General features: G+C 42.1%; 16 protein-coding genes. 4 read left to right on the top strand and 12 right to left on the bottom strand.

The features are described from left to right. Window positions 1-206: 206 nt before the first annotated feature. From QZ576_RS08400 to QZ576_RS08380, 5 genes are all read right to left on the bottom strand, one after another. Window positions 207-1,121, bottom strand: a complete 915-nt coding sequence (locus tag QZ576_RS08400; protein WP_297096014.1) for a metallophosphoesterase — start codon at window positions 1,119-1,121, stop codon at window positions 207-209. Between the two features lie 167 nt (window positions 1,122-1,288). Then, a complete protein-coding gene (locus QZ576_RS08395; RefSeq protein ID WP_297096013.1) occupies window positions 1,289-2,590 on the bottom strand; it encodes an MFS transporter in 1,302 nt (433 codons plus the stop codon). A 30-nt stretch (window positions 2,591-2,620) separates the two neighbouring features. Next, the gene (locus tag QZ576_RS08390) at window positions 2,621-3,664 is read right to left on the bottom strand and encodes a UDP-glucose--hexose-1-phosphate uridylyltransferase (RefSeq protein ID WP_297096011.1); all 1,044 of its coding nucleotides are present in this window, start codon (window positions 3,662-3,664) and stop codon (window positions 2,621-2,623) included. 172 nt (window positions 3,665-3,836) lie between these two features. Then, the gene (locus tag QZ576_RS08385; protein WP_297096010.1) at window positions 3,837-5,126 is read right to left on the bottom strand and encodes a galactokinase family protein; all 1,290 of its coding nucleotides are present in this window, start codon (window positions 5,124-5,126) and stop codon (window positions 3,837-3,839) included. A 125-nt stretch (window positions 5,127-5,251) separates the two neighbouring features. Continuing rightward, window positions 5,252-6,259 (bottom strand): GntR family transcriptional regulator, encoded by a 1,008-nt coding sequence (locus QZ576_RS08380; protein ID WP_297096009.1) that lies wholly within the window; start codon window positions 6,257-6,259, stop codon window positions 5,252-5,254. 352 nt (window positions 6,260-6,611) lie between these two features. Between QZ576_RS08380 and QZ576_RS08375 the strand changes: the two genes are divergently transcribed. Then, window positions 6,612-7,649: an aldose epimerase family protein gene (locus QZ576_RS08375; RefSeq protein ID WP_297096007.1), complete on the top strand. Its 1,038-nt coding sequence runs from the start codon at window positions 6,612-6,614 to the stop codon at window positions 7,647-7,649. A 307-nt stretch (window positions 7,650-7,956) separates the two neighbouring features. Further along, window positions 7,957-9,861, top strand: a complete 1,905-nt coding sequence (locus tag QZ576_RS08370) for a long-chain fatty acid--CoA ligase (RefSeq protein ID WP_297096005.1) — start codon at window positions 7,957-7,959, stop codon at window positions 9,859-9,861. Window positions 9,862-9,972: 111 nt separating this feature from the next. Here the strand turns inward: QZ576_RS08370 and QZ576_RS08365 are convergent, their stop codons facing one another. The 7 genes from QZ576_RS08365 to QZ576_RS08335 all read right to left on the bottom strand — a co-directional run bounded on the left by QZ576_RS08365 (window position 9,973) and on the right by QZ576_RS08335 (window position 23,718). Further along, window positions 9,973-12,195 (bottom strand): tetratricopeptide repeat protein, encoded by a 2,223-nt coding sequence (locus QZ576_RS08365; protein WP_297096003.1) that lies wholly within the window; start codon window positions 12,193-12,195, stop codon window positions 9,973-9,975. Between the two features lie 398 nt (window positions 12,196-12,593). Then, the gene (locus QZ576_RS08360; RefSeq protein WP_297096001.1) at window positions 12,594-14,435 is read right to left on the bottom strand and encodes an MFS transporter; all 1,842 of its coding nucleotides are present in this window, start codon (window positions 14,433-14,435) and stop codon (window positions 12,594-12,596) included. 28 nt (window positions 14,436-14,463) lie between these two features. Continuing rightward, window positions 14,464-16,917 (bottom strand): glycoside hydrolase family 9 protein, encoded by a 2,454-nt coding sequence (locus tag QZ576_RS08355; RefSeq protein ID WP_297095999.1) that lies wholly within the window; start codon window positions 16,915-16,917, stop codon window positions 14,464-14,466. A gap of 1 nt (window position 16,918) precedes the next feature. Beyond that, window positions 16,919-18,250: a SpoIID/LytB domain-containing protein gene (locus tag QZ576_RS08350; RefSeq protein WP_297095996.1), complete on the bottom strand. Its 1,332-nt coding sequence runs from the start codon at window positions 18,248-18,250 to the stop codon at window positions 16,919-16,921. After that, a complete protein-coding gene (locus QZ576_RS08345; protein WP_297095993.1) occupies window positions 18,247-19,185 on the bottom strand; it encodes a DUF4922 domain-containing protein in 939 nt (312 codons plus the stop codon). Before QZ576_RS08345 ends, QZ576_RS08350 begins: the two co-directional genes overlap by 4 nt. Window positions 19,186-19,272: 87 nt before the next feature. Beyond that, the gene (locus QZ576_RS08340) at window positions 19,273-20,733 is read right to left on the bottom strand and encodes a glycosyltransferase family 2 protein (RefSeq protein WP_297095991.1); all 1,461 of its coding nucleotides are present in this window, start codon (window positions 20,731-20,733) and stop codon (window positions 19,273-19,275) included. Window positions 20,734-20,745: 12 nt separating this feature from the next. Beyond that, window positions 20,746-23,718 (bottom strand): fibronectin type III domain-containing protein, encoded by a 2,973-nt coding sequence (locus QZ576_RS08335; RefSeq protein WP_297095989.1) that lies wholly within the window; start codon window positions 23,716-23,718, stop codon window positions 20,746-20,748. Between the two features lie 121 nt (window positions 23,719-23,839). Between QZ576_RS08335 and QZ576_RS08330 the strand changes: the two genes are divergently transcribed. Together QZ576_RS08330 and murQ are read left to right on the top strand one after the other, a co-directional pair. Next, a complete protein-coding gene (locus tag QZ576_RS08330; protein ID WP_297095987.1) occupies window positions 23,840-24,676 on the top strand; it encodes a hypothetical protein in 837 nt (278 codons plus the stop codon). A gap of 4 nt (window positions 24,677-24,680) precedes the next feature. Next, window positions 24,681-25,502 (top strand): N-acetylmuramic acid 6-phosphate etherase, encoded by an 822-nt coding sequence (gene murQ / locus QZ576_RS08325; RefSeq protein ID WP_297095985.1) that lies wholly within the window; start codon window positions 24,681-24,683, stop codon window positions 25,500-25,502. Window positions 25,503-25,560: the final 58 nt, after the last annotated feature.

Here is a 25,560-nt window from a genome sequence, read left to right as displayed (position 1 = left end):
CGACCTCCGGCGTGACAGGCCGGCATTCTAACCAACTGAACTACGCCACCGTTTTTTTAGAACTTTTACCTTTTTTCCGGGCTTGCTACCCTTTGCAAAGGTGATGCAAATATATACTTTCTTTTTTTACCTGCAATACAAAAAAATAATTTTTTGATTTTTTATTTATCCGCCTGAATATCAGAACAATACATGGAAATAAAATTCTATATTTTCACTAAATGATTCATATCTAGCTCCTTTTCGCCACTCCACCTATACGCTAAAAGTGATTTTGTGCCCGCAACACACGAATCAACGCAACAAACATTGTGTTTTATTATGTGCGGTCCGGCCCCTCTGCAGTAGTGTCCGAAGAAAACAATAGGAGCATCATCGGGGTAAGGAAAAGTCTCCGGTACAATTTCCGGCGGAATGGTATACGACGGCATCGTATATTTACTTTCAAACGAAGCTTCTTTAAATGTTTTTCCTTCCAGGTTATCCCACCAACGAATGCGGAAAGAACGCGGCGAAACACCTTTATTACTCATCACCCTCAGATCGGACGGTAATTTCAGGTTCACACCTTTTGTTAGCCGCCACACACTTTGGGCTTCCTCCGAACTTGATTTCTTATACACCTTACGAAACACGCGCTTTCTTATCCGGCCATCTTCGTACAGCGAGTCGGCAACTTTAATGACATCTTCGCACCAACAGGCGTGCACTACCCTTATTTCGCCTAAATCGAGATAAAGTGGTAAAGTGCGCATCCATCGCAATTGCTCATTCAGTTCTTTTGATCCTGACGAATACTCGTTGATGGTTTTAAAAAGCGACAAAAAGTATTTACTCGGTTTTGAAATAATTGATTTTCCCTGTTTGTCTTTCAGGTGATAAATAATAGCATTGAGTTCGTGATTACCCAGCACTGCGTAAGCGTGGCCGTTTTCAACCATCGCTTTAATCGTCCGGATTGTCTTTCTGATCTCAGGCCCGCGGTTGATAAAATCGCCCACAAAAATTGCTTTTCGGGTAGGATGCGAATAACTACCATTCGTTTTCCGGTAGCCCATCTCTAACAATAGCTTTTTTAGCTGGGCCGCATAACCATGAACATCGCCGATAATATCGTACATAGTAGTAATTAAGTGGTGCTAAAATAAAAAAAAGTGTATGCAACACCTTACATTTCCAAACTTCTTTTACCGAGACATAAAAAAAGCCATCCGTCAGCTGACGGATGGCTTTCCGGGATAATCCCGAATTGATATTTAAATCCTCAACAAGTGAGGTTTAATTCTCGTTAAAGTTTAACACTTTCGGCACGTTTAGTTACTTTACTACCAACTGTTGCATAGAAGAACAGGTAAGCCAATCCTAAGAATGGTACCCAGTACGAAGGCTGAAATCCGATACCGTCGGCAACAGCATTCTGTACCAATGGAAGCAATCCACCACCTACAACAAGTGTCATAAAGATACCTGAAGCAGCAGCAACATATTTACCCAAACCTTCAACAGCAAGGTTAAAGATACCACCCCACATAATTGAAGTACAAAGTCCTACTAAAACAAGGAACATGGCGTTAATCGGAACTTGTGCAAAAGCAAATGACATTGAACTGCCTTGAGCCTGGAATACCGGCATGCTTACAACAGTAGATGTAGGCAAAATAATTGCCAAAAGAACGAATATCATACCAACAAATGAAGCAACCGTCAACATCGTTTTACTCGATACTGTACTTCCAATAGATGCTCCAACCAAACGGCCAACAAGCATTAGCAACCAATAAGTTCCGGCTACGGAACCTGCGGTACCGGCGTCTATCGCAATAGATGCACTTGGATCAGTCAACCAGAAAATCAGCGTTCCCGGTACTCCTACTTCAACACCTACGTAAACAAAAATACCGATAGCACCAAAGATGAAGTGACGGAACTGCATAGCACCTGCCATCAAACTTTTGATTGATTCTGACGCTGCACTTACGTGAGGTTCAGGAATGTTAACTGCTAACAATACAAAGAAAGCTAAAGCAAAAATACCCAATGCAATGTACATCACCGGGAAAATATCGGTAATACGGGCATTAGCAACTTGCGATCCAATTAAAATACCTACAAAGGCAGGAGTAAAAGTAGCCATTACAGAGTTGAAAGAACCTCCAACCTGAATTAATTGGTTTCCTTTATTTCCCTCACCACCAAGGGTATTAAGCATTGGGTTTACAACGGTGTTTAACAGGGTCATTGAGAAACCTGCAACAAATGCACCGATCAGGTAAACAGTAAATGCCATTGATTCGCTTGAATGACCCGATAAATATTGAATTCCAACACCAACAAATCCAACTGCAATTGCAATTAATGCAGTCTTTTTATAACCAATTCGCTGAAGTAAAAGACCACCGGGAATTCCCATTACGGCGTAGGCAATAAAGTTTGCGGCATTACCCATCATTCCCTGAAAGTTACTCGCCCCGAATTGTGATTTAAGCACAACACCCATTGGAGCTGCCAGGTTGGTAACGAATGCAATCATACCAAACAGCAGAATCATCATGATAATAGGCACTGTGTAATTTTGTTTTTTAGCTTCCATAATAATTTTATTGATTTAAGTAATTAATAATTAATTCTTTTTAAAATGAGTCTTAGGCAAATCACGCAACCTTTTGGCAGCTCCTTCAGCCGTAATATCACGTTGCGGGGTTCCTAGCATTTCGTATCCAACCATAAACTTTTTAACGCTTGCCGAGCGCAATAATGGCGGATAAAAATGCATGTGTAAATGCCACTCCGGATGGTCCTCGCCATCGGTTGGCGCCTGGTGCAGTCCAGCAGAATATGCAAACGATGTTTCAAACAGGTTATCGTACATTACAGTTAGTTTTTTGTAGATATCTGCTAAATCGCTTCGTTCTGCATCTGTCAGTTCCAGAATATTCTGAACAGGTCGTTTACTGATGATCATTGCCTCGAACGGCCAAACCGCCCAAAATGGAATCAATGCCACAAACGAATCGTTCTGATCGAGCAAACGCTCTTTCTTTTCCAGTTCTGCATTTACATAGTCGAGCAGCATGGTTTTTCCATGTTTCCCGAAATATTCTTTTTGCGTTTTGCTTTCTTTTGCTGGTTCAGTAGGAATTCCTTTCGACGACCATATCTGTCCGTGCGGATGCGGATTTGAACAACCCATAATTGCGCCTTTGTTCTCAAATATCTGCACGTAATTGATAGCAGGATTTTCGCCCAACTCAGTATATTGCTCACACCACAAATCAACTACTTTTCGAATATCGGTCACTTCCATTTCAGGAATAGTAAGGCTGTGATCTTCGCTAAAGCAAATCACCTTACAAATACCGCTTTCGCTTTGCGCCTGAAACAGTTCGCCATCGTCGATACCTCCTTCAGGAGTATCGGTAAGCAATGCACTAAAATCGTTGGTAAATACGAAGGTTCCTTTATAATCAGGATTTACTTTTCCTCCGGCTCTTTCGTTACCTGCGCAGAGGTAACAATTCGGATCGTACTTTGGTCGTTCTTCAACAACCGGTTTTTCAACCTGTCCCTGCCAAGGCCGTTTTGCCCTGTGTGGCGACACAAGAATCCAATCGCCATTTAACGGGTTATATCTTTTATGGGGATGGTCTTCTATATTAAAACTCATCTGAATGATTATGTCAGTTATAATTTAGGTCGAAAAACTAACTTATCCCGACGTAAGAATCGGGATAAGTCAAATATTCGGCCTCAAAGTTAAAATATCAATTGAAATAGTGAACAATTAAGATGTTTTTTTTCGCACTATCTTTTTGCCACTAACAGAGTAGTAAGATGTTCTACAAGTCAAGTTTTATCGAACCTTTAGAGCGGATAAACAATTTATGACAAGTACCTTTTCCGTAAACATGTTCTAAAACCTCTACGTATTCATCCAGTTTTTCCTGTGGCACAAATGCCTGTATAGTACCACCAAATCCACCACCGTGAACACGCCATGCGCCGCTGCCTTTCAGCACCATTTCGCTTAATGCCAATCCGAGTGAAACCACTTGTTCGTCTTTATGAACGATATCATAAATATTCTGATTATACATGTACGAGCTGTAACCCGACTCAACAACCATATCAAGGAAAGCTCTGAAATCGTTGTTCTCCAAAGCCTCAACCTGTTTTACAACACGTGCGTTGTCGCCCTGGAAGTGGTAAGCACGTAGCAGTGCACGATCGCCTGTTTTCTTTCTGATTTCAGGAATTTTTTCTACGATTTGCTCCAAAGTAACTTCGCGAAGAACGTTTGCACCTAACTCGGCAGCAACCGATTTCATTTCAGTTGGAAGCGAAGCATATTCAGCTTGCGAAGCAGGATCGTCATGACCACCACCAACATCAGTAATTACCAATGAAAAGCCGGTTGACACAAAATCAAAATCAACTTCTTTTACAATCGGGTTGGCCGGATCTTTAAAATCGATAGTGATCAATCCACCTACCGAACAAGCTGTTTGATCCATTAAACCACATGGTTTTCCGAAGTAGTTATTTTCGCTCCACTGACCGATGATCGCGTTCTCAACCGCATCCATTTTTCCGTCGTTGAAAAGTTCGCTAAAAATAGCACCGATCAACACTTCGAATGAAGCAGAGGAACTCAATCCCGATCCTTTTGGGACACGACCTTCGATACAAGCATCGAAACCACCAATTTCGTAACCATTCTCTTTCATTTTGGCAGCAATACCTTTTACCAGCGAAGTTGAGGTGTAAAATTCATTTTCTTTGGGTTGAAAATCGCTCAACTCCACTTCGAACTGAGGATAACCGGCCGATAGAATTCGAACGGTATTTGTTCCGTTTTTGGCTGCAACTGCAATATTATCGAGGTTTACCGCACCTGCTAAAACACGACCGTAGTTGTGGTCGGTGTGGTTTCCGCCAATTTCTGTACGTCCCGGAGAACTGAATAATGAAACATCATCGGCTCCATATGTTTTTTCAAACTCTCCCATCAAGTCAGCATAACGATCTGCCTGAACTTTTAATTCGGCAACATCGCTACCGTATAACTCCTTGAATAACGGGTTATCTCCCCCGTTAATTTTTTCATTTAATGTGCTAATTTTAGTCATAATCTGTTATTGATTTATATACTTTAATATCTATTTTCCAACTGGTAGGTACTGGTGGGTACAAATATAGTTTTTAAAGCCAGCTACAGACACCTTGAAAAGATGTTGCACAACAGATTTAACATTTATAAACTATTCCGCACAATCATTCGCGCTTTGTTGCGAACCTGTGATTTGTCGCGCGTTACAACCATATTGGCAAGTGTTTTTCCCATTTCGGTAAAATCGGTTGAAATGGTTGTAATACCCCCCGAAACCACTTCTTTCAACATGGTGTCGTTAAAGGAAACTACACCAAATTTTTTGCCCAGTTTAAACTTACAATATTTGGCAATTTTCACCATTTCCACCAGGTCGCGGTCCGAAATCAGAAAGTAGGCTTCCCACAACGATGGTTTTACGCCGGTAAGCGATTTTACGATCTCGTACCTAAAATCATTTTCCTCGCAAAAACGCTTAAATCCCTCCGATCGTTCCGCCGGTTCTTTTCCGCCAGGATTTACAAACACCAGCTTCCGGTACTTTTCAATCATCTCCTTCCCTTCTACCAACGCATCGTAAAAATCCTGTTCAAAATCCTGGTAAACCACTGGGTATTTTGACAATTCGGGCTTCAGTCGGTCGATAATATAAACACGGTCTTGCGGAAGTTTCGACAATAAATGCCCGGTATTATCGAAAGTAGCGGGCATAATTAAATACGATGTGTAATTCCCGATACTCTCCGTAATCAGGTTTTTAAAAACTTTGTAGTTAAAATGATGAAAATACACTTCGACCGTAGCCTTGCCTTTTAGCGAATTGATCAGCGAATTGTAAAGGTCTTCTTTAAAAGCATTCAGCTCGTCGAACAACACAAAAACGCGCTCTTCAACTTTAATTTCGGTGCTGGCAATGTAGTACCCTTTTCCGGGCTGACTTTTTAAAATGCCTTTCGATTTTAACTCGTTAAAGGCAAACATTACCGTATCGCGACTAAGATTAAATTCTGAACATATCTGATTTATCGACGGGACCTTATCTCCCTTCTTCAAATGTCGTTTTTCAATTGATTTTTGTACCGAATCGATTATCTGACGATACTTCGGCACCGCTGATTTGGCGTTAATGGAAATTACTCTTCTTCTTGGCATTTAGTTAAGCTTTACACAAAAATAGTAGTTTTTTATTACAAAATGATGTTTTAAAACACCACCAGTACCTACCAGTTAGGTTATTGATTTTTTGCATTTTTGTTCCTTCAAAATTTTCAGTTAGCAGTTGTTTGGCGTAATGAAACCGTACAGAACACGTTACAATTGTTACACGACTTTAAATCGGCTATTTTAACCAAAGCTAAAATTTAATACCAGGCTTTACTAACTTTGATCGAAAATTCAGGAAAAAACAGTAAAATAGCACTCAGTATTACACAGAGAATAATTACAAAATTGCAGACCGAAAATTACCCCGTCTGCGTATAAAGTGAAAAATAATAAGTTAAAAATGAAAATAACTGCAACACCTTTCGGAACATTAAAAGATGGACGCGAAGCCCAGCTTTTTACACTTAGCAACGACTCGATTAAAATTAAAATAACCAACTACGGTGCCATTATCACAGCTATTGACATGCCTAACAAAAATGGCTCAATCGACAATATCGTTTGTGGTTTCGATAAACTGGAAACCTACCAAAGCGATGAATATTTGGGAAACTGCCCCTATTTTGGAGCCATTATCGGCCGGTTTGGAAACCGCATTGCAAAAGGCGATCTGGAAATTGAAGGCAAAACTTACGAAATGGCCATCAACAACGGACCGAACCATCTACATGGCGGTTTGGAAGGATTCGACAAAAAATTATTCGATGCCGAAATTATTGAAGAAGAAAACAAAGTTGGTGTAAAATTAAGCTACCTCAGCCCCGATGGCGAGGAAAACTATCCGGGAAACCTTAAAGTTACCTGTATTTATACGCTGAACGAACAAAACGATCTTGCAATTCAGTATTATGCAGAAACAGATAAAACAACCGTGGTTAACCTGACAAACCATACTTACTTCAACCTAACCGGCGGAAAAGAGAATATTCTGAACCACGAGCTGGAATTGAATGCCACCAAAATAACTGACATGGTGGAGCAAATTCCAAACGGTAAAATTCTTCCGGTAGTTGGAACTGCTTTTGATTTTACCTCGGCTAAAAAAATTAGTGCCGGTGGACTTGAAATGGGCTACGACGATAACTTTGTTTTCGATAACGAAGATGGCGACCTGATTATGGCCGGAACACTGAGCGAGGCAAAAAGCGGACGAATGGTAGAAGTTTATACTACGCAGCCCGGAATGCAGGTTTATTCCGGTTACTGGATCCCTGAGTTTACCATCGATGGTAAAAAGAAATTTGGAAGCTACTCGGGTATTGCTCTGGAAACGCAACACTACCCTGACTCAGTGCATCACCCAAAATTTCCAACAACAATCTTAAAGCCGGGAGAGCTTTACGACCAAAAAACGATTTACAAATTTATTACCGAATAAAGGAAATGCCCGAAAGGGCATTTTTTTTTGATCTGCACCGAATAAAACCAACCAATACCAAAATTATCTCAATACAAGCCTTATTCTTTCGTTCTTTTGCGCTTATGCTTCGTTGAAAATATCGCCGTAACTTTGGCTATAACTCAATTTTTCGCCTTGCCTAAGCACAAAATATTCAAAACAATTCAAGGCTCACCTTGAAACAAACTTGGTATACCGGTATTTTTTTTATTTTTGAATACGAACATTTTGTTTGAATATAAAGTAAAAGATCTTACCGGGATTTTTTTAATACAATTATCAACTTATGAAAACCATCGTTGCGCTATTTGAAACCGCTGTTGCTAACTACCCCGACAACCCGTATCTCTGGGAAAAATCAAAAGGTGAATACCGACCTACCACTTACAAAGAAACCCGCGAAAAAGTATTAGACCTGGCAGCAGGACTCATTCAAATGGGTTTCAAAAAAGGCGACCGGGCTGCATTGATTGCCGATGGACGCAACGACTGGATCATCAGCGAACTAGGCATGTTGTATGCCGGTGGTATTAACGTGCCGCTGTCGATTCGTTTGCAAAACAACGAGTTGGCTTTCCGCATAAAACACAGTGGAAGTAAATATATTTTCGTATCGAAATTACATGCCGCAAAAGTTGAGGAAATTCGCGATGAATTGCCGGAGCTGGAGAAAGTAGTTTACATTGATGGAAAAGAAAATCCGGGAGAAAATGATATTGATTACAAAGAATTATTAGCTTCCGGAGCAAAATTCAGAAAAGAAAATACCGAGCTAACAGAACAAGTATGGAAAGGAATTGAGCCAAACGATGTGGCAAACATTTCATATACCTCAGGAACTACTGCCGATCCGAAAGGGATTATGCTGTCACATCTGAATTATGCGGCCAACGTTGTTCAATCCAATTCGCTTCTCGATCTGCAATCTGAGTGGATAACACTGGCAATTTTGCCGTGGGATCATGCATTTGCGCACACCACATGTTTGTATGTGTTTATGTACAAAGGTGCCAGTATTGCATCGGTTGAAATTGGCAACTCGCCAATGGAAACGCTTCGAAATATTCCGAAAAATATAAAGGAAATCAAACCATCGCTGATGATGAGCGTGCCGGCTTATTCAAAAACATTTAGAAAAAACATTGAAGCCGGTATTCGCAAAAAAGGAGAATTCCTGTATAAAGTTTTTCAGTTTGCCCTAAAAGTGGCGTATGCACACAACGGCTACGGCAACAATCGCGGCAAAGGATGGCGATTCTTTTTGAAACCGCTTTATTGGTTATTCGACCAGATATTATTTGCCAAAGTTCGTGAAGGTTTTGGAGGCAACCTGCAGTTTTTTGTTGGCGGTGGTGCATTACTGGATATTGAGCTGCAACGTTTCTTTTATGCTGTAGGACTCCCCATTTGCCAGGGCTACGGACTCACTGAGGCTTCACCTGTTATTTCGTCGAATGTGCCGCACGATGTTGTTTTTGGCTCATCGGGAAAACCGGTTAAAAATATGGAAATAAAAATCCTTGACGATGATGGCAATGAAATGCCAACCGGTCAAAAAGGCGAAATTGTGATAAAAGGTGACAACGTAATGTTAGGCTACTGGAACAATCCAACGGCAACTGCCGACACCATTAAGAACGGCTGGTTGCACACCGGCGACATGGGCTACATGGGCAAAAACGGATTCCTGTATGTTTTAGGACGATTCAAAAGTTTGCTGATTGGTAACGATGGCGAAAAATACAGCCCTGAGGGAATTGAAGAGGCTCTGGTTGATCAGTCGCCGTACATCCAGCAGATAATGCTTTACAACAACCAAAATCCGTACACCACGGGAATGATTGTGCCCGATATGGAAGCTATTAACCGCGAGCTGAAAAACCGTGGTATTGAAAAAGGAAGCGATGAAGCAGCAAAAGCAGCGATAGAAATTATTCAGAAAGAAATTAATGAATACAAAAAAGGCGGAAAATACCAGGGTGAGTTTCCCGAGCGCTGGCTGCCTGCAACAGTTGCTATTTTACCCGAGGCGTTTACAACCGATAATAAAATGCTGAACGCCACCATGAAAATGGTTCGCGACAAAGTAACTGCCAACTTTAACAAGGAGTTGGAATTTCTTTATACTTCCGAGGCAAAAAACATCTTTAACGAAATGAATATTGAGGCCGTAAAAAACTGGATGAAATAAATTAAATGTTGAATTTCGATTAACGAATACTGATTGGCGATTAAAAATACGAATTGTCTATTTTCTTAAATCTAAAATCAGCATTCGTTAATCATTATTCCATATTCTCCCCTATTCTTCTACAAAATACCGCAGCTGATCGAGCATGATTGGCACATCATCTTTATCAATTCCCAGCCCTGTTAAATAATGCAGATCTTCGTGGAAAACCTCGAAAAACTCGCGCTCTGTAAATTCTGTTTTTACAATCGACTGTTTGTAATAATCCAGCGCCTCTTTTCGTTTTCCCAAACACCATTGCACGTGCCCCATATTCATCAGGTCGTGTTTATTTGGACTGTCATCTATCAGTTTTGCAAAGTATTTCTCTGCCTGCTCAAATTTACCGGCAATCAACGAACACCAGCCAATGGGTTTCCACACCTTTTTGTTGTCAGGCATCAAATATTCTACCTTGAAATAGGTTTTTAAAGCTTCCTCAAAACGATCCAGCTCCAGCAAACAATGACCGATATTTAGCTGCACATTTAAATTATCCTCGTCCAGTACTTCCACCTCGCGATAGTACTCAAGGGCCTTTTTCGGTTGTTTTAAATTGCGATAACACAATGCGATCTTATTCAGGTTCCACTTTTTGTTCAGCTCAAACAACTCGGCACTCTTATACGCTTTCAAAGCCTGCTCAAAATCACCGAGCTTTTGGTAGCAGTACCCAAGCTTTTGGTACAACTCCCCACTTTTTTCCTCACTAAGCAGGTAATTAAATACTTCGGCAGCCTCGTTATAATAGTTTTTCGAGAAATAGTATTCAGCAATATTCCGAACAATGTTTGCATCTTCTTTCAGCGTTTCGCCCAGCGTTTGTTTGTTATGAAAATCGAAACGCCAGTTGAATATATCTTCAAAATCCGTTTTGCGTGGATGCAATTTGAAAAAACGGTATAAATCCTGAATGTAAAGATTTGAAATATAAGCCGCTTTCTTACTTGGATCGGTCAAAGCCTCATCCTTTTGCAGTTCATCAAACTGTTGCATTTCAGCTTTTAATCCTTCGGCCATAAACTCGCGATTTTCGGCCGGAATATTTTGCAAACTAAAACAGAACGAATATTTATCGGAATTACACAAAACCGGAGCAGCAGCAATAGCCTTCAGAAACTGTTCAGTAACCGAATCGGCGCGATTGACAACAAAATCAATCTCCGGATTTTTGGTAAAGAATGGCATAAACCAGTTGGCAAATTCGCTAAAAAACGGGAACATTTTCAACATGGCAAATGAGCTCATAAACACATCGGCGCCCTCCATCTGAAGCTCCGAGAACTCCTCCATTTTATTCATCAGGCCCGGCGAATCCTCAAAAATCTTTTCCCATTCCGGATTTTCATCCTCTCCTAGAGAATCATCCATCAAACTGTCGAGATTAATTTTGTCCTTCAGGTTCGGACTTATCTTTATCATTTCCGGCAAAATCTCGTCGGTGATCTTCTTCTGAATCTTTTCCGTCTCTTTACTCCGGATAAGCTGAACAATCACCTGCTCCAGGTTTTGTTTGAAGTCCGGATTTTCATTCAGCAATTTCAGTCGTCCGGTAATCGACGGATAGTATGACAAACGACTGTCGTAACGGTAAAAACCAATGAGCAAACCAACAATCGCCCGCTGATTGATTTCAGGCAACTCGTGATCGTAAGCATCAAAAAGCACTGAAAATTTGGCCTCATCGAAATAACGCAGCAAACTCATCAGCAACGCCGAAACGATAAACGACTTGTATGATTTTTCAATCAGCTCGCTGTTTAAAAAAGCCTTTAAAAATGTACGGTGCTCATCGTTTAATTCATTCTGAAACCATACGAAATAAAACAAGGTCACCATTTTTTGCTGATGATCACGAGCACTAATCCGCTTCGATGATTGTTGCACCTCAGCATCATCAACCAGCGAAACCAGTTGCTCCTGCAGGTAAAAATCTTCCAGCTCATCTAAAAGCGTATCAAATTGAAGCGTCGGTTTGTGTCCGCGTTTTTTCTCGTAAGTAACCGTCGACGACATTTTCAATCGTAGCTCATCATAAATTTTGTCGCACAGCTCGAAAACCGAAACAATCAGCTTCCGGTAAACTTTCTGGCGCTCAGGATCCTGAATTCCTTCAACCGTATATTTTAACATGTAGCTGTAGTTCTGCTCCAGGTTGCGCCATTCATCAAGGTGAATCAGCAATCCGCTTTCGTGAATCAGACTCCCCAACAGATCAAAAGCAGGTTTTAATTTCCGCTCGGCCAGGTGCTGGCAAATGGTATCGTATTTTATTTTAAGGTCTTTGTCGTTCATAGCTATTCAAAGTTATAAAGACTAAGGCTAATCAAAAAGCTTTCCAAGAATTGTTATCGGCGGATTTGTCGTAAAACGGGCTTTAGGGCTGACAAAGTTTCAAAAAAGAGCATCCTGCGGGAATATTTCACGTGCTGCATTAGTTTTGGCCTTCCCTGTAACCTTTTTGCTAATCCTGCGGTACTTTTTTGCAATCCTGCGCCGATTTTGGGCGTCCTGCGACACATTTTCGCCATCCTGCGCTACAGGAATGGGCAAAACCGAGGCAGGACGACTCCAGACCTTACAGGATGTACAGAAAGTCTTCAGGATTAGCAAAAACCTTACAGGAAGAAAAGAAAGGATGCCATCTCTCTCTAAAAAAACTCAGAAAGATGGCATCCTTCGCAGATAACAAACTACTCCTTCTCCTTAATCCCAAACTTCGAATCGATTTTTACAAATGGCAGCACCAAAAAGATCGGGATGGTACAGATCATCACCCAAACAAAGAAACTCTGGTAACCAATTATTTCCTGCAACCAACCGCTCAACATTCCCGGGATCATCATTCCGAGCGCCATAAAACCGGTGGTAATGGCATAATGCGCCGTTTTGTGTTTTCCTTCCGAAACGTAAATAGAAAAGAGCATATATGCGGTAAAACCAAAGCCGTAACCAAACTGCTCGATTACCACGGCGGCAGAAATCCACCACAACGATGTGGGGTTAAACAACGACAGCAGCAAATAACAAAGGTTGGGCAGGTTAATGGCCAGCGCCATCCACCACAGCCAGTGTTTTAGTCCTTTGCGAGAGGCTACAATACCTCCTAAAATACCACCTATAGTTAACGCAATCATTCCGGCTGTTCCATACACTAAACCCAAATCGCCGGTTGTAAGTCCCAGTCCACCGGCTTCGCGGGCATCGAGCAAAAACGGCGAGGCCATTTTCACCAATTGCGATTCAGCAAGGCGGTACAACAAAAGGAACAGCATAATCGATATGATTTCCTTTTTGCGGAAAAAGGCTGCAAAGGTTTCGAAGAACTCTCCCATCACACTTTTGCCTTCGGTTTTGTTGGATACATCGCTGGCCGGATGCGGTAATGCGAAACGGTGATACAACGAAAAGGCCACAAACAAAACGGCAATACAAGCCATAACTACCAGCCATGAAAAGCGTATATTTCCCGAACGACCTACAAAAGTTGCCTGCGTGGCTTTCTTCAGTTTCGGATCGAGCTGAACAACGGCAAATGCAGGTTTATCCCAGTTCGTGTCGTTGAACACATAACGATAGGTCTGCACCAGTTTTATACTGGCGTCGCCTTTTTCGTAACCAAAATTCAGTACCACCTCTTCGCCGGCATCAGGTTTTGTTGAAAGCTGAATGGGGATAATAGCCAGATTACCCACCTCCGAACTCAGGTCAACCTTTTCTTTATTGAATTTTTCCTTGAGCGTCTCTTTTAATGGTGTTGACACTTTTCGTGTCCACCAGCCGACATCTTTTGTAGCTACCGGAATTTCACTGGCATAAAAGTTATTGTTGATGTTCCATTCATCCACACTTTTCTTTATGTCAGCTGCCTGCTCTTTGGTTACCAAACCAATGGGCACTTTCACCTCATTTTCCGAAACAAAATAAATATCTCCTGCTTCGTGCAGTTGCTGATAGCTTTCAGGATTAAACGTCAATTCCTGAACCGGAATATTCTGAGCTGTCACATTAACTTCAAGCGGCTCCAAACCTGTAGCGGTTTCCAAAGCACCTGCAATAATTACCAAAAGCCCCTGCCCTGTAAGCATGGCAAAACGATAAAAGGTGCTTCTGATCCCCACAAAAAACGATTGATCACCCTGCGACAAACCGAGCATGTAAAACCCGTCGGCGGCAATATCATGGGTTGCCGAACTAAAAGCCAGCAACCAGAAAAACGCGAGCGTATACTGGAAGAAATTACTGACAGGAATGGTAAACGCGACACCGGCCAGCCCAACACCAACCACCAATTGCATGATGACAATCCAAAAACGCTTGGTTTTCAGCAAATCCACAATCGGACTCCACAGCGGTTTAATCACCCATGGCAAATACAGCCAGCTGGTGTATAAAGCGATGTCGGTATTTGATATGCCCAACCGTTTGTACATGATCACCGAGAGGGTCATTACAATTACGTAGGGTAATCCTTCTGCAAAATAAAGTGTGGGAATCCAAAACCAGGGATTGCGTTGAGTTTTTGTTTTAGCCATGTTGGTTGATCGGTTTATTTGTAAAAATCTATGGTAATCGTTTAAAATTATAACCTTTTGCCTGCAGTCGTTCAATCAGTTCATCCAAACGAAGATAAAATTTATCTGTTCTTTTTTCTTCCGTTCCGGGATGAATCAGCATAATCGCTCCGTTTAATCCTTGCTCCTCCTCTACCCGAAAAATACTTTCCATGATTTTATCCGACGACAAATAATTCGTCATGTCAGGAGTTGTGTAATCGGCATTGCTGCGTATTCCGGGCGAAAAGTTAATGGTCGTCAATCCAAGTGCGCCAGCCCAGTTTACAGTAGTGGAATTGTACCATTCGTAAGGCGGCAAAAACCAGCTTGCATTTTCGCTGTTGATTCCAAATTGCTGCAAAGCCTCGTAATTTGCTTTTAAATCCTGCTCAAAAGTAGTTCGGTCAACCAATAGCGAATCCCGTTTTGTCCAATCGCAATACAAAAGATGCTTATCGGAATGTGCCCCCAAATAATGTCCATCTTTGATCACGTTTTTTATGGTTGATTGAAATTGTTTGTCGCGCAAAAAGTCGCCGGTAAAGAAGAATGAAGCCTTGCAATTCTTTTTATCGAGCACCTTTAAAATATGCTCAGCGCCTTCAGCTTTATCATGTGCAGAAAACACCAGGTAAATATTTTTTTCTGAAGGCTGAATGTGTCGGATAGCTCCCTGTGCATCTTTTTCATACTTATTCTGCTGATCCAGCCCCATTTTTTCCATCGACGATAAATAGTAACTCAAACTTGCCGTTCCATCCATAGTGGGTTCGTTCGATGAATAATCACCCAAATCATCGTGATAAACCGCTTTGCCGTTGTTGAAAGCTTCGAACGGATCGGGTTGCTGAATTTCAATACCAATAAGTCCTGAAAATATTGAATTATAAACCGGCCCGTCAACCAAACCGCCATAAGTTGTTTCACCCAAAATTTTTGTGATGGACGAATGCGGCTCCTCCGGGTTATCACCTCCTGCCGGTAATCCGCAAATCATACTTGTTCCCCACGGATTACAGCCAAAAAGCCAGTCGCGCAAAGCGGCTTCCATTTCGGCAAACGAGCGGTCGCCGGTAATTTCTTCGTAAGCGCGGGCCTGCGTTATGGCTGCCGCCACCAAATTATTCGAGCACCAGATAAACGGTATACCATTCAGAAACGGATCATCCTTTCCACGATCGTATAGATGCGTTAATCCCTGTTTCAAATATGTTGCAAAGTTTTCATCCTTTTCGGCCAGTTTCACATGCCCGAGATTCACAAATGGGTAAAACTGATAATGGCGTGCAAAACCTGTCGACATCCAGGGTGTAACATTCTCAACACTACCCCATTTTTTGGCTTCAGTTAAGTAATAACCATCACCGGTCAACTGATATAAAGTTGTGGCTGCCAGTTCAAGGTCATCCACATAATTGGCTTCCTCGTAAAAATATGGCGACACATTACAAGCCGTTTGACAAGCGCCCAAATCACTCAATGCAAACGCATAAGCTTCGGTAGCTTTTGCTGCTATTTGTTTGGCAAACTCCGGGTAATACTCTTTAACCATCATTGCTCCCAAACCAAACGACGAAGCATATTTTGCAGCACTCGACGAAACGCCGGTTGTGCGGTTTTTATGTTCAGCCAGCCCTTGTGGTTTTCCGGTAATAAAATACACAGGACGATAAATTCCTTCCAGACCATAGCTCACCGTATCTTTATTTGGTAAACGATAACCGCGGTGATCCCTGTCGTCGGCAATCTGGTTGTACATCTCCCCCGCCGAGGGATTCATTTTCACCATCCAGTCGAGCCCCCATTTTGCTTCATCCAATATATCGGGAATTCCATTGGCTCCCGGCTCACCATTCTCCCGGTATTCATCTTTAAACACCGCCGGATTTTGCTCGTATGCATACAACAACTGATAAGTTGCATTGGCAGAAGTTGTGAGGTATTGCAGGTAATCTGAAGCATCGTGCCAACCACCCGTCACATCAATTTTTTGTCCCGTTTTAGTTGGGTGATCCACAATTATTCCATCGTGTAAATGGCAGGAATCCTGCAAATACGGATTGTAACCACAACGTTGCTGGCGCATGTAATTCAACAGAAAATCTGCCGTTCCTTCATATACATCCGAAGCAATTTGAAAAGCAGGAGATCGGGTTTCACCAATTTTGAGATAATAACCACCGACCTTTGTTACAGACGAAAAATCAAGTCGAAAAGCTGTCTCCATTCCCCATTCACTGCCGTCAACCGGTTTTACTTTTGCCTCATAAACCATCTTATCGTTCAAGGCATCAAACACCTGAAACTGTTCGGCGATTTCCGCTTCGGTTGAGAGAAAAACAGCCACCTTTACCGACTGCGGCAAGTAGCCCAATTGATTGATTCGAATAACTTTCTGCTGTGCAAAAACACTTGCAGCAACAAACACCAGAACAAATGAGAGAAACGCCCGTTTGGTCATGTTAGTATCGTTTTTCGAGGTCTATATTTTTAAAATAGTGATTCAGAATTTCATCGTATTTATAGCCTTTGTGACCCATAACGGCAGCACCGATCTGGCACAATCCAACACCATGCCCCCAGCCGGCTCCTCGCAGAATAATTTTTCCGGGAACGCCTTCCACAACATTCACTTTATCAACCAGAAATGCAGAACTGTACAGATGCGACTCGCTCAACCACCTTCGGATTTCGAGCTCTTTTCCAACTGTTAACGTCTTTTTCGAACCAACAATTTTTAGTTTTATCAATCGTCCTGAAACACCGCGCTCAACCGGGATCATATCCAAAATCTTTCCGAAATCATGACCGGAACGTTTCAGAATTAATGCAGAAAGTTCATCTTGTTTGTATTCCACCGTCCAGCGGTAAAAATCTTTGGCCGTCCAGTCGTACTCGTTCAGCACCTGTTTCAGCACTTCTTCATCATCGGTATTACAAAACGATTCCGGTGCATTTTTTAACCACGGAACGGCATTTTCTTCCACCGTAAGATCGGTTTCAAAACCTTTTGGAGAAGCAGGATTATCAATCACTGCAGTAAGGTACGGATGATTTACAGGTTCCCAGCAATTCTCAAAAAGTTCGGCAATTCCACCGCAACATTTCGAGAAACGAGCATCACAAATTGCGCCCTTGTATGCAAGTACCACTCCGGCAGTTTCGTTTACCGCCTTCACCACATTCGGGTTGTGCGAACGTGTTGTCCCTTGGTAGCGCTGGCAATGATCGTCGGCGCAAACATGAAAATTTATGTGATCTTCCCGGTCGTACCACTTTATATACTCATCGTCGGTTTCAAAAGTGCTTTCATAGCTTTCTCCGGCATCGGTCAGTTTATCCTGCTTTTCGGTTTGTGCAATTAACCAGCTGCGCGAAATAATAGCGTGCGCTTTCAACAAATCAAGCGAACTTTTGGCACTCATTTCCGACGAAATTACGCTGATCAGGTAATCTTCAATCGACAAAATATTTACGGCCGTAATTTGTCCCTCTTCGATAATAAACTTTAAGGCTCCCTGAAATTTCTGGTCTTCCTTTTGCTCCCAGTGAAAATTTACACCGATGGTTACATCTTTCAATTCGAACTCCGAGTTTTCCTTGTCAAGCGGCATAAAATACAATTTATCGCCACTGATTTCGGAGTCGGCAAGCTGCAAAGTTCCATTTTCGAAACGCACTGTTTCATCGCCCGAAAAAGTATGTTTTGTACCCACCAGCTGGTATTCTCCGTGAAGTTTAAAATCGATTTTATCGGCACTCATTATGCCTACGTGAATATTTGGACTGCTCATTGTTTAAGTTTTGTAGTTAGTTTATCGAATTGGTCGACAGGCAATAAAACCTGTTTCATTATACTTTCAATGTCGGTTTTCCCGATCTTCAAAAAATCTTTTTCCTGTGGAGTGATCAATACACCGCCCATATCAACCGAGGCCGGACTGATCAGAATGTTCTCCTCTCCTTCGGCAAAATATTGCGAAGGACGATGCAAGGCACGCGGAAAAACCAGAACTCGCCAGCCACCATCATTATAACGAGCAAGAATATTTAGCATCGGTTCCTCGTCATTTTGTGGGTCTTCAAGCTCTGAATAAATATGTGTAAAAGCATTAATCAAAACCATTTTATCGACCGATTCCAATACCAAGAAGTTGCGAAGACCATCTTTTATGGCGCAGTAATTCACTTCATCGATTTCCCAGCAATCACCGTATTTTTCCTTTAATGTGGTCGTTTCCTCATCAAGCGGCATAAATCCTGCATTCCCTGCCTGAAAATGAAAATGATCAGGTGCCGACGCGCCACATTTTGGACCATTGTAAAACAAGGAAAAACCTTCCATGGCCTGCGACAGATCTAACATGTTACCAAAGTTTCCTTTTATCTGCTGTGGTGTGTGGGCAAAAGCAGGAATGGTAAAATGCTCGGGAAATATCGGGAATGGATTTACCAACACCTCGTAATCGCCAAAAGCTACGCCTCGCTGCTCGGCCGGACGATTTTCCGCACACAAAAAACACGGGCGCGCTGCAATCGACTTTTTATCCACTTTGGCTGCCGACGAAACAATTCGGCCGGGATTAAACTGGACTTTAACCGTAAATCCGTCGAACTGAAACTCGCGCACCTGCACACCTTCCAATCCGGCAAAGTTTTTTCCTGCCAGTTCCCATTCTGTTTTCTGATCCGAGAGAAGTTGTTTTATTTCCTTTGAAATTGAATTCATAAAGTTTGTTTTGCACATTTACAGTTTGACTTCGCTCACTGTGACCAACAATGCCACGGTCATGCTGAGCGAAGTCGAAGCATAGTTTTACCCTCTGTTCTTCCTTTGACGGGCTTTTAACTCGATGGTACGTATCCTGTCTTTGTAGGTATTGTGTGCATTCATTTTTACAATATCCAGCGCCGCATCCGAATTATCATCCCAACGGCGGCACAGGTATAAATTGTCGTAAATACGGCCAATCTGATAATCTCTTGAAATCGCCAGACCAACTGCATAATCTTCGCCATAACTGGTATTTGGAATTTTCACATCACGCAATACAGGTGTGTAAAAAGCACGCGGCGCACCTAAACCATTAATACGCAATGCATTGTTTTTTCCATTGTCGGGCGTCCACTCTTTGTGGTCGATAATACCCGGTGGTATTTCTTCCAAATCGAAATTCACCAACTGGTAAGTTCCCACAACCATCGCACATTTTTCTGCTTCGAAAACATCAACCACTTTTTGCAGCGTATTTTCGTCTTTGTAAATATCGTCGCTATCGAGCTGCATTGCAATCATTCCGCAGCGCGAATCGTGAACGCCAAGGTTCCAGCATCCGCCAATTCCAAGATCTTCGCGCACCGGGATAATGTGAACCACACGCTCATCTTTTTCAGCAAAAGACTGGATAATTGAAGTGGTTTTATCTGTAGAGTGATTGTCGATGACGATCAAATTAAAATCGAAATTCGTTTTTTGCATCAGTACCGATTCGATTGCATCGGCAATAGTTTTTTCGCGGTTTCGCACCGGAATTACCACCGACGCTTTTTTCGCAAAAGCCGTTTCATCCAATTCCACCGGCGTAAAATCAGGACTTATCCACGCCTCCACATCTTTTAAATGTTCGGTTGCCGCTTGCTCCATTTCAACCTGCACCTGGCGGTTTTTCGGATCAACGTAATCAAATATTTTCTGACCACTTTTGCAGTTGTCGGTCTCGTCAATAGTGTATAAAAACTCAGGCATGCGGAACAATTCGCCCTGCTGCGCCACTTTTAATCGCAGGTAATACATGCCGGCATGTTCAAAATCCTGTGTCATGTTTTTTACAGCCGTTTGAAATGCATCGGCTTTGTACAACACCAGCGGACCAAAATTAAAGTCGTCGCGCAAACTGCCTTCCTGGTAATCAATAACAGGGTGCGTTGCCAGTTTTCCTTCTTTCACCTCGTAATAATCAGAATATACTTTTACCGCTCCAGTCAGTTCTGCGGTGTCCACCAAACGCTCGATGGCAAATTGCCCCAGTTTTACGGCCGTTACTTTTGTCAGCAACAAAACGTAATCCGCGTCTTCTGACGAGGCAGCCATTTCTTTTACCATCGCAGTAGAAGTTAGAGATTCAAACGAAAAAGCTTCTGCCTTTTCGCCGACTTCTTTGGCCACATTTTCGGGTAAGAATATTTTATTTACTGAAGGATTGGCCTGTAATTCTCCAATCATTTCTGCCACTTGCGACCAGGCTGCGGCCGGTACGAAACAGTTAATTTTAGTCATTATTTAAGTCTCTTAATCATTTAACATTTTCAATATTTCGCGCATTAACGCATCACGCTGATTCTGCTCTTTCACACTCTCAAAAGGAAATCCCAGCACCAGCGATTTATAGTTGTTTTCGTAATAAACACCTGCACTGATTCCATTTTCGCCATACCGGAAAATCGTTTTCGCATCTTCATTAAACGCTTCAATTCCATCGGGCGCTTCAACCGGGTATTGATCCAAAACGTAATCAGTGTTAAACGCTCCTGTAAAGTTACTATTTGAATTCACGGAATAAAATTGTCCGTTTTTTACGGCGTGATCTGTTCGCCATTTAAAACCAAACAGCTTTCCGATTCGTTCTTTTTGCGTTTTATCTTTTGGAATTTCCGTGCCCACATACGCTCCCGACATAAAAATGTTTCCACCATTCTCAGCGTATTCTGAAAGCGCATTTATCATTTTCTCAGAATAGATTTCGATGTGTACCGTTGAATCCTTGCCGGGTAATAATGTTTGTTTTTCTTCGCCATAAAGCAAATCAACCAACTTGTAGTTTTCAAGTTCTGTCAAACCGTCTTCTACCGCTTCATCACTCGACGTTACAAAACTAAAGCCATTGGCTAGCAGGCTTTTCCCGTGAACCAACGAGAAATCGAAAGTATTACCTCTGAAAATGGTTGTTTCCAGATCGGCATAACTCGCTCCAAAACCGGGGCTATCATCATCCAACCAAACAGATTTTCGCTCAAAATCGTACTGATCGCCGGTAGTCGACACATCGTATCCATACGCCACTCCATGATCGAGGAAACGCAAAACTCCCGCCAGCGTATCGGTTTCAAAAATAGCAGGACCATCAATTCGATCAAAACCATTTACGATCAACACATCGCCTTTGCTGTTTTCAGCAATTCCAACCGCCACAGTTTCTGACGGAAAACTTTCGCCACCAGCGTTTACAGCAGTCACTCTGAATCCATAAACTTTTCCGGGCTTCAGATCGGTCAGCGTAATTTCCGGCTCAGTTACAAGTGTTCCATTATCAAAACCATTGTCACCAATTCGTTTATACACCATATATTTTTCAGGTACCGCAGTTGGTTCCAATTCGTCGAGTACCGGTTTCCATGACAATTTCACTTTATTTCCGTTAGCAAAGCGGGCATTTAAATGATCAACAGGCAAAGGCTGAACTACATACTCCTGTCCATTTTGCGATGTTATAAAGCGCAACATTCCTTTATAAATGGCACGCGAAACATCAAACCGAAATTGTGGATTCAACACATATTTGGCATCCTCCAGGTTTTGGTGCGACAATAATTCGAGCAACATTGTTGGCACCTGCGGACGATAAGCTTCGCTGTATTGCGAATTCCACATTCCGCGTCGCGTCCAGTTGCTTTTATACACGGCATTTATATCGCTTACAATCTGCGATTGGATCAGATCCGTCAAATCACGTGAGGCGTATTTTGATTGTCCATCAGGAAAAACAGAAGTATCTCTATCGGTTGAATAAATGCCCAGTGTTCCTACAATCTGGTTGTCGGGTAAAATTCCGGCGTCGGTATGAAATGCAAAAGCCAGATCGATAGGTATTTCCAAACCAGGTGCCATTCGGTTTTTCGTTGGACCAAAAGGCGCTCCCATTAACCAGTCTACCCATTCACCACGACTCATATAATCGTCTTTATAATCATCTTCACCATTGTACAGATTCCACACCAGCGTGTCGGGTGCACCTGAATATTGGAGGTTGTAGCGGGCACCTTCGTAAAAACGAGCAAGTCCGCCAGGTCTTCCATTGCGAACAATATTTCCCATTCCGCCACCAAAACGCACAGCATCGGCAGAAAATGTTTTTCCCTCGCCTGCCGGAGCGATCAGCTCTACTTTGGCTGCCTTCTTATCTTTTCCTGCATTGAAATAAAATTTGTCGAGATAGATCCAGGTTCCGTAACCCATTCGCTGATCAACCAGAAAATCAGTCACACCACCCGAATGTGTTACACGATAAGTTACCGGCCCGTCTCCTTTTGCATACGAAACATAAACTCCGTATTCTCCTGCCTCCGGGAAATCAGGAATATAGGTGGCAACATTTGATTTATTTCTGCTTTCGAAACTTACTGCAGTTCCTTCCTGAAAAGGATTTGAGTTTCCCTGTATCAATTCAGAATAAACAAATCCTTTTTCGTCGTCGTTGCGTTTTCTTGGTTTTTTGAATTTGCTTTTCCCGGTAGATCGATCGTTATCAACAACTACCTCGTGAATCTGCCAGTCACGCTCACGTGCATTAAAAACATTGGCTCCGGCATTTTCCAGCATCGGTATAATAAACGGGATTACAAACGAACTTGGCGAAATATCTTCGAGGTTAGTAAACAAACGTGCTCGCTGCCATTCCCAACGGTCGCGGGCAGGTTCGTAGTACCAGCCGTGACTGTTCCACATTGCTATATTTGCTCCGTCAAGCCCCTCTGAAATTTCAAAAGGGCGCAACTTTTGAACTACATTTCTTCTATCTCGTTTTGCAGGTGTTAATCTGTTTTTATCAACTGAAATTTCGTTTCTGTAATAATTTGGTACCAAATCTTCTAATGTCAACTGATTGGCCCAAATTTTCAAAGGGATTTCTTTTAACGAATCGGGCAATACATTCCGAATAGAGTCGCGAACAATCGACAAACTGTTTTCCCTAAAAGGCATTTCGGCAAGCGCCTTATTAAAATAGAGATACAAGGTGTCGTTGCCCGGTGAAAAGTATGCAGTATCAAGCGCCACCCTTTTTCCGTTCAGGTAATTTTCGTTACCCATATAAAATGCGGAACTGCTTTTTTGCTTCAGCACTTTGTTCAACTGCTCTTTCAGCGATTCTTTTTCCTGAGCACTTACAGAAGTAGAAAGGAGAATTATGAACAAGAAAAACAGGAATTTTGCCATTTTCTTGCTTACTTTAAGGATTCTTGATTTAGTCAGGTTTAAATTCTTCATAGGTTTCCGACTAAGATTATGGCAACAAATGTAGACAAAATTTGTATTACATATTACAAATCAGAAAAGATTTTGTACATTTGCGATAGGAAATTTCTGAAAATAAACCAATAGTATCAGAATGATTGTAATAGCAGACAGTGGCTCATCAAAAACCGATTGGTTGTTTATGAGTCCTGAAAAAGAATTCATTATCAACACTAACGGGATCAATCCCTTTTTCCAGCAAACAGAAGAAATTTTTGCAACTCTCTCAAACACATTCACAAACGACCAAAAAGAAGAGGTAAGCGAAGTATATTTTTATGGTGCGGGATGTATAAAAGGCAAAACCGACCACGTTGTTTCGGATGCTTTGAAAAAGGTATTTCCCAAAGCGTCGATAGCTGTTGAAGACGATATTTTAGGTGCCGCACGTGCGTTACTTGGGAAATCATCGGGAATTGCCTGTATACTGGGTACCGGCACCAATTCGTGCCTTTACAATGGCTCCGAAATTGTAGATAAAGTTCCTACGCTTGGTTTCATTTTGGGCGACGAAGGAAGTGGTGCTTATTTGGGCAAACTTTTGATGAACGACTATTTTAAACGTGCCGTTCCCGAAGACCTGAAACAAAAAATGGAAAGCGAACTGCACCTTGAAATGGCGGATGTTTTAAACTCTGTTTATCGCGAAGAATACCCGAGTCGCTACCTGGCCAAATTTTCAGAATTTTTGAACAAAAACAGAAATCATATTTACGTTCAGAACCTGATAAAAAGAAGTTTTACCGATTTCTTTTTCCGGAACATTGAGCGCTATAACGACTACCAAAACTACACGGTAAACTTTGTGGGTTCGATTGCGTACCACTATTCAGATTTACTTAAGGAAGTCGCATTCAATAGAAAAATTGAGATCGGAAATATTATTGATAAACCTATAAACGGACTTAAAAAGTTTCATTACAATTTATAAGAAAATGAGGGTCACAGAATCATCATCTTTATACGACAACCTCGACCAGATGACAGTTGAAGAGCTGTTAACCGGAATTAACAACGAGGATGCAAAAATTCATGTTGCCGTACAAAAAGAAATTCCACAGATAGAAAAATTAGTCACCCAACTGGTTGACCGCATTAAAGCAGGCGGTCGTTTGTTTTATTTGGGCGCAGGCACCAGCGGACGACTGGGTATTTTGGACGCATCGGAAATTCCGCCAACTTATGGCATGCCCGATGGCGTTGTAATTGGCCTTATTGCCGGTGGCGACCGTGCCATTCGCAAAGCTGTTGAAGCCGCAGAAGACAATATTCACGGAGGTTGGGAAGACCTGCAGAAGTTTCAGGTGAATGATCGCGATACTATTGTTGGAATTGCAGCTTCGGGAGGTACACCTTACGTTATTGGTGCTTTGCAAGATGGCAATAACAACGGATTGCTTACCGCTTGCATCACCTGTAATCCTGATTCGGAAATTGCCAAAGTGGCAAAAATCGCCATCGAACCGATTGTAGGCCCCGAGTTTGTAACCGGAAGTACACGAATGAAAGCCGGAACTGCGCAGAAAATGGTGCTGAATATGATCACAACTTCGCTGATGATAAAACTGGGGCGCGTAAAAGGCAACAAAATGGTCGACATGCAGCTCACCAACAAAAAGCTGGTTGAACGTGGATCGAAAATGATCGTTGACGAACTGGCCATTGAGTTTGAAGAAGCTAAACGCCTGCTTCTTTTACACGGATCAGTTCGGGCCGTACTCGATAATTACAAGAAAAAAGGACAGCAATCTGTTTAGGACAGATTAAAGTTTATGCGAAAGATAAAGAATCGAACAGAACTGAGTCATCAGTTTT

This window comes from uncultured Draconibacterium sp. (assembly GCF_913060805.1).
Classification (GTDB): domain Bacteria; phylum Bacteroidota; class Bacteroidia; order Bacteroidales; family Prolixibacteraceae; genus Draconibacterium.
Note: the sequence above shows the minus strand (reverse complement) of the source record. Positions and strands in the feature narration are given on the sequence as shown.

Coding starts and splice junctions, on each gene's coding strand:
- QZ576_RS08365 (WP_297096003.1), bottom strand. CDS start 12,195: ATGAACGACAAAGACCTTAAAATAAAATACGATACCATTTGCCAGCAC.
- murQ (WP_297095985.1), top strand. CDS start 24,681: ATGAGGGTCACAGAATCATCATCTTTATACGACAACCTCGACCAGATG.
- QZ576_RS08370 (WP_297096005.1), top strand. CDS start 7,957: ATGAAAACCATCGTTGCGCTATTTGAAACCGCTGTTGCTAACTACCCC.
- QZ576_RS08340 (WP_297095991.1), bottom strand. CDS start 20,733: ATGACTAAAATTAACTGTTTCGTACCGGCCGCAGCCTGGTCGCAAGTG.
- QZ576_RS08400 (WP_297096014.1), bottom strand. CDS start 1,121: ATGTACGATATTATCGGCGATGTTCATGGTTATGCGGCCCAGCTAAAA.
- QZ576_RS08350 (WP_297095996.1), bottom strand. CDS start 18,250: ATGAGCAGTCCAAATATTCACGTAGGCATAATGAGTGCCGATAAAATC.
- QZ576_RS08360 (WP_297096001.1), bottom strand. CDS start 14,435: ATGGCTAAAACAAAAACTCAACGCAATCCCTGGTTTTGGATTCCCACA.
- QZ576_RS08380 (WP_297096009.1), bottom strand. CDS start 6,259: ATGCCAAGAAGAAGAGTAATTTCCATTAACGCCAAATCAGCGGTGCCG.
- QZ576_RS08335 (WP_297095989.1), bottom strand. CDS start 23,718: ATGAAGAATTTAAACCTGACTAAATCAAGAATCCTTAAAGTAAGCAAG.
- QZ576_RS08375 (WP_297096007.1), top strand. CDS start 6,612: ATGAAAATAACTGCAACACCTTTCGGAACATTAAAAGATGGACGCGAA.
- QZ576_RS08390 (WP_297096011.1), bottom strand. CDS start 3,664: ATGAGTTTTAATATAGAAGACCATCCCCATAAAAGATATAACCCGTTA.
- QZ576_RS08345 (WP_297095993.1), bottom strand. CDS start 19,185: ATGAATTCAATTTCAAAGGAAATAAAACAACTTCTCTCGGATCAGAAA.
- QZ576_RS08330 (WP_297095987.1), top strand. CDS start 23,840: ATGATTGTAATAGCAGACAGTGGCTCATCAAAAACCGATTGGTTGTTT.
- QZ576_RS08355 (WP_297095999.1), bottom strand. CDS start 16,917: ATGACCAAACGGGCGTTTCTCTCATTTGTTCTGGTGTTTGTTGCTGCA.
- QZ576_RS08385 (WP_297096010.1), bottom strand. CDS start 5,126: ATGACTAAAATTAGCACATTAAATGAAAAAATTAACGGGGGAGATAAC.
- QZ576_RS08395 (WP_297096013.1), bottom strand. CDS start 2,590: ATGGAAGCTAAAAAACAAAATTACACAGTGCCTATTATCATGATGATT.